Below are 4,107 nucleotides of genomic sequence, written 5' to 3'. Positions count from 1 at the left end.
GTAACGCCGCATCTGTCTGTCTCCATCAAAACCGGGAAAACAGTCTGCACAGGAAGCCGGAAAGTACAACACTCACGTGCCGCAATCAGCCCTTAACTGACGACACGCCGTAGGTTTCATGAAACCCCCTCAAACCGAATTTCCAAAAGAGCTCTGATACCAGGTCTGTCTCACTCACCCGTTCCCCGCGGCAAAACGCAAGGTTCCGTCCGGTGTCATTTAATGACACTATCCGAAAACGACCGGAAACAGCCCCGCCACAGACCCCAGGAGAACAGATATGAGCTTCACCACGCGTTCAGAACAGAAATCCTGCGGCGGCACATTCGGTCTCTATACACATCATTCCGAAACGCTCGGCCTCGATGCGAACTTCGCAGTCTTCCTGCCCGGAGAAGCCTCAACGGACCGCCCGGTCCCGGTGCTCTACACCCTCGCCGGCCTGACATGCACGGAAGAAACCTTCCTCACCAAATCCAACGCCGTCCGCTTCGCTGCCCGGCACGGCCTGGCCCTCGTCGCACCGGACACCTCGCCACGTGGCGCAGGAATCCCCGGAGAAGATGACAGCTACGATCTCGGCACCGCCGCCGGATTCTATCTCGACGCCACCCGCACCCCCTGGGCCGCACATTACCGGATGGGCAGCTACCTGTCCGAAGAACTCCCCGCCCTGATCCGCAGCGCCTTCCCGATCGACGACACACGACGCGGTATCACGGGCCATTCCATGGGCGGCCACGGCGCCCTGGTCCACGCACTGCGCGCCCCCGATCGCTGGAAATCAGTCTCCGCCTTCGCTCCGATCGTACATCCTGCCTCTTGCCCCTGGGGCGAAAAGGCCTTCACCGCCTATCTCGGATCCGATCCCGACAGCTGGGCCTCATGGGACGCCACACTGCTCCTCAGGGCAGGATACACTCACCCGACCCCCATCCTGATCGACCAGGGAGATGCAGACCAGTTCCTCACAGGGGAGCTGAAAACGCACTACATCGAGGAAGCGGCAAGAAACGCCAGCCAGTCCCTGCACCTGCGCATGCAGCCCGACTACGATCATTCCTACTGGTTCATCCAGACCTTCATAGAGGACCACATCGTGCACCACGCAAAGATCCTGAAATCATGAATTCAGCCCGGGGTAATATTCTTTATGCCCGGGTAATAAACCCGCCGCCCAGAACACGCGTCCCGCGATAGAACACACAGGCCTGACCCGGCGCAGGCAGCGCAGGCTCATCCAGTTCAACCCGCGCACCACCGCCTGGCAGAGCCGTCACCCGTGCCGGCCGGGGCGTCTCCCGGGCACGAAGCTGCACCTCGCAGACCAGAGACTCAGCCTCCGGCAGCGGGACCAGCCAGTTCACATCCCGAAGATGGCAGGACATGACCGCAGCCCCCGTGCGCGGACCGATCACCACCCGGCGCGCGGCAGGCTCCACACGGACCACCATCTGTCGCTCACCGTCGATCTGCGCCGCATTCCCCAGACGCCTGCTCTGTCCGACCGTAAAGCGCGTGACCCCCTCATGCTGCCCGACCACAGCCCCGTCCTGGGTGACGATCTCGCCGCAGCCCTGCATATCAGGACGCAGCTCCTCCACAAGATCCGCATAGGACCCCGCAGGGATAAAGCAGATATCCTGACTGTCCGCCTTATCGGCAACAGCCAGACCGGAGCGCTCCGCCTCCGCACGGACGGCCGCCTTATCCGGCGCATCTCCAAGGGGAAAACGCAGGAACTTCAGCTGCTCCAGGGTGGTGGCAAACAGAAACCAGCTCTGATCGCGTGACAGATCCGCCGGGCGATGCAGCTCCACACCCTCCGGTCCCTCGATGCGGCGGACATAATGCCCCGTCGCCATCGCCTCCGCCCCGACATCCTTCGCAAGGCCAAGCAGATCCGTGAATTTCACGCCCTGATTACAGGCCACACAGGGGACCGGTGTCTCCCCGCGCGCATAGGATGCCGCAAAACTGTCAATCACGCTTTCCCGGAAGCGGGTTTCCGCATCAATCACATAATGCGGAAAACCCAGCCGCTCAGCCACATCCGAGGCGTCCCGGATGTCCTGCCCGGCACAGCAGGCCCCCTTCTTCGCCTCGCCGCGCACATCGTACAGCTGCAGTGTCGCACCGAGGACCTCATGCCCCTCGGACACCAGACGGGCGGCGACAACGGAACTGTCCACCCCGCCGGACATGGCAACAAGAATACGCACGGCAGATCAATCCGGCTTCAGAAAGAAGATCAGGCCCGGCGCGGAAGCCGCACGACGAGGCCATCAAGCGCGTCAGTCATAACGATCTGACAGCCGAGACGGGAAGTCTTCTCCAGTCCGAACGCAAGATCAAGCATGTCTTCCTCGTCCTCCGTCGGCTCGCTCAGCTTTGCAGCCCATGACGGATCGACAATGACGTGACAGGTCGCGCAGGCCAGAGATCCCTCACACGCACCCTCAAGATCAACGCCGTGCTTATGCGCAATCTCCAGAACGGAAAGGCCCAGCGGCGCATCCACCGTGCGCTCGCTCCCGTCTGTCTCAATAAAGGTCATCTGCGGCATTATATTGTTTCCCGGCTCAGACTGTCTTCGCGTGCGGAGCGCCCTGCCGCACCGCACGAACCGCGCGGGCCAGCACCTCTGCGGCCCGCTCCATATCGGCGGCGGTGGTATAGCGTCCGGGGGAGAGACGCAAGCTTTCCCTGGCCTCCTCCGCCGTCAGTCCCATGGCCGTGAGCACATAGGACGGCGCCACATCGGCCGAAGAACAGGCCGATCCCGCCGAAAGCGCCAGTTCCGGCGCCTCCGCCAGCACCTGAACGGCGGGAGCACCGGGAAAGCGCAGACTGATGATTCCCGGCAGGCAGGGCGCACCCTCGCCATTGATCTCAAAATCCGTCTGACGCATCCGGAGCCCGTCCAGCAGCACCTGCCGCATCTGCTCCAGACGTGTGCCGTCGATACCAAGCCGTTCTCCCGCCAGCCGCGCTGCCACACCGAAACCGGCCACAAGCGGTGCAGGAAGCGTGCCGGAACGCAGCAGGCGCTCCTGTCCGCCCCCTGAGAACAGCGGCTGCAGACGGACCCGAGGCCGCTGACGCACGAACAGCGCACCGACACCTTTAGGACCATAGAGCTTATGAGCGGACACAGACGCCAGGTCGAACAGCCCTGCATCCACCGGCATTTTCCCTGCCGCCTGGGCCAGATCACAATGCATCAGCGCACCGGCAGCGCGGACTAAAGGCGACAGGGCGGCGATATCCTGAATCACACCGGTTTCATTATTCGCCGCCATGATGCTCACCAGTATGGTCGGCACCTCAAGCGCGTGTCTGAGCCTGTCGGGATCGACACGGCCATCACGCCCGACAGGCAGGATCACCGGTTCAACCCCCTCCTCCCCGAGATCGCGGACACTCTCGATCACGCATTTATGCTCGGTCGCAAGCGTGATGATCCGCCGCCGGCTGCCTCCCTGAGAAGCTGCGAAATGCGCGGCACCCTTGATCGCCAGATTATTGGATTCCGTCGCACCGGAGGTGAAGATCACCTCCCTTGCCTGTACACCAAGCAGCCCGGCCACCTCCGCCCGGGCCTCTTCCACGCGCTCTGCCACAACAGCACCGGCAAGATGACTGGTGCTGTGAGGATTGGCGAATTCGTCTGCGAACAGCGGCATCATTGCCGTTACGACCTCTTTCGCACAGGGCGTGGTCGCAGCGTGATCGAGATACAGTTCCTTCATACCGTGACCTCCCGGGGTTCCCGTCTTCGGGAGATATACTGGTATATTTTCAGGAGGCTCCCGAAGTCCCGGTTAATTTTTATACAGGATTACATTAAAGATAACCGCACCCGCCATCAGAACACACGTAAGGATGCCCTCTGTCATAAACAGCATCAGCATAGCCTGAAGTTTTTTCATCTCCAGAGCAGCACGCGTTATGAACCATGTCATCCATATATAATACCCCAAAGAACAAAGGTAATCCCCCCATAAAATAGAGTGGCTGAGCGCGGGCGCTAGGTTCTGTTGACAAAAGATCTTCTCAGACTGGCTTGGACGTGATTCAACGCTGGTCTTTACGGAGACCTGTGGA

Annotated in this window: 5 protein-coding genes; 1 reads left to right on the top strand and 4 read right to left on the bottom strand. The window is 61.2% G+C overall.

Annotated features, from left to right (window positions below; translation table 11 throughout):
• Positions 1 to 280: 280 nt before the first annotated feature.
• Complete coding sequence (gene fghA, locus LOC54_RS11540; RefSeq protein WP_279313941.1) at positions 281 to 1,129, top strand: S-formylglutathione hydrolase; 849 nt, start codon at positions 281 to 283, stop codon at positions 1,127 to 1,129.
• Positions 1,130 to 1,151: 22 nt separating this feature from the next.
• On the opposite strand, the gene mnmA is transcribed toward fghA, so the two are convergent.
• From mnmA to LOC54_RS11520, 4 genes are all read right to left on the bottom strand, one after another.
• Positions 1,152 to 2,222, bottom strand: coding sequence for a tRNA 2-thiouridine(34) synthase MnmA (gene mnmA, locus LOC54_RS11535; RefSeq protein ID WP_279313940.1), 1,071 nt, complete (start codon positions 2,220 to 2,222; stop codon positions 1,152 to 1,154).
• A 29-nt stretch (positions 2,223 to 2,251) separates the two neighbouring features.
• Positions 2,252 to 2,566 carry a ferredoxin family 2Fe-2S iron-sulfur cluster binding protein gene (locus LOC54_RS11530; RefSeq protein WP_279313939.1) on the bottom strand — a complete coding sequence of 105 codons (315 nt, stop codon included), beginning with the start codon at positions 2,564 to 2,566 and terminating at the stop codon, positions 2,252 to 2,254.
• A gap of 16 nt (positions 2,567 to 2,582) precedes the next feature.
• Positions 2,583 to 3,752 (bottom strand): cysteine desulfurase family protein, encoded by a 1,170-nt coding sequence (locus LOC54_RS11525; RefSeq protein WP_279313938.1) that lies wholly within the window; start codon positions 3,750 to 3,752, stop codon positions 2,583 to 2,585.
• 72 nt (positions 3,753 to 3,824) lie between these two features.
• A partial coding sequence (locus LOC54_RS11520; RefSeq protein ID WP_279313937.1) for a hypothetical protein occupies positions 3,825 to 4,107 on the bottom strand: 283 nt, incomplete at its 5' end.

Source organism: Acetobacter sp. AN02, assembly GCF_029759835.1.
Classification (GTDB): Bacteria; Pseudomonadota; Alphaproteobacteria; order Acetobacterales; family Acetobacteraceae; genus Acetobacter.
This window is presented reverse-complemented; position numbering and strand designations above follow the sequence as displayed.

Bases quoted from the DNA above. Each gene is read 5' to 3' on its own strand.
- LOC54_RS11530 (WP_279313939.1), bottom strand. From the start codon at position 2,566: ATGCCGCAGATGACCTTTATTGAGACAGACGGGAGCGAGCGCACGGTG.
- LOC54_RS11525 (WP_279313938.1), bottom strand. From the start codon at position 3,752: ATGAAGGAACTGTATCTCGATCACGCTGCGACCACGCCCTGTGCGAAA.
- fghA (WP_279313941.1), top strand. From the start codon at position 281: ATGAGCTTCACCACGCGTTCAGAACAGAAATCCTGCGGCGGCACATTC.